We start from the raw sequence: 900 nt of genomic DNA, 5'->3' as shown, positions 1-900 counted from the left end.
TCCAAAGCTATTCTAGAGGCTTCTGTTGTGCTCTGTTGGGCTTGCTCCGCTTTCGCTATTGCACTATCTGCTGCACTTTTCGCTTCTAAGGCTATCGCTTTGGCATTACTTGCCTCTTCTTTTGCTTCTTCTGATACGCTCTTCGAAGAAGTCGCTGTTTGATTTGCTTCATTCGCAACTCTCTCTACACTTTCTGCTTTAACCTTTGCTTCTTCTGATAAACTTTTAGCATTAGAGGCTGTTTGACTTGCTTGTTCACTCGTGGATTTCGCTTCAGTCGCAACAGTCTTTAAACTTTCCGCTTTAGATTTCGCATCGCTAGCCTCTCTTACAGCTTGCTCTACTTTCGCTGTCGCCTTATCAACGGCGCTTTTTGCTTCCTCCGCCAAACCCTTCGCCTCAGATGCCGTACTCTTAGCTTCTCTTGCTTCTGTTAATGCTGTAGTCGCTGTAGATTTTGCTTCATTCGCAACTGCCTCTACACTTTCGGCTTTAGCCTTTGCTGTTTCTGCTGTCTCCTGTGATGCTGCTGCCAACCGTTTTGCTTCTTCTGATAATGTTTTAGCTGCCTCAGCACTCCCTTTCGCATCATTGGCTATACTAGATGCCCCGCCCGCTGTTGTTTTCGCAGAAGTCGCTTCTCTTAATGCCTGTTCTGATGCCTTTTGCGCCTCTGTAGATGCCGTATTCGCTTTTTCCGCTAAACTTTTCGCCTCTTCTGACGTGCTTACAGCTGCCTCTGATTGTGATTTGGCTTCTCTTGAAGCTGTTAATGCTGTCTCTACTCCCGCTTGTACTTGTGAGGCTGTTTTTGTGAGTTCTGTAACAGAAGATGTCGCACCTTCTGATAACTCTTTTGATTGTTCTGCAATATCCTTGGCATCATCGGCTGCCTGTTTG

The 900-nt window shown here is 46.1% G+C and carries 1 protein-coding gene; it reads right to left on the bottom strand.

Going from position 1 to position 900, the window contains the following annotated elements; all coding sequences use genetic code 11:
- Positions 1 to 900 (bottom strand): alanine-zipper protein (locus ACFIM6_RS09990; protein ID WP_375612685.1); only part of this gene is annotated, 900 nt, incomplete at both ends.

It is taken from the genome of Bartonella sp. AA9NXGY (assembly GCF_042196845.1).
Classification (GTDB): domain Bacteria; phylum Pseudomonadota; class Alphaproteobacteria; order Rhizobiales; family Rhizobiaceae; genus Bartonella.
This window is presented reverse-complemented; position numbering and strand designations above follow the sequence as displayed.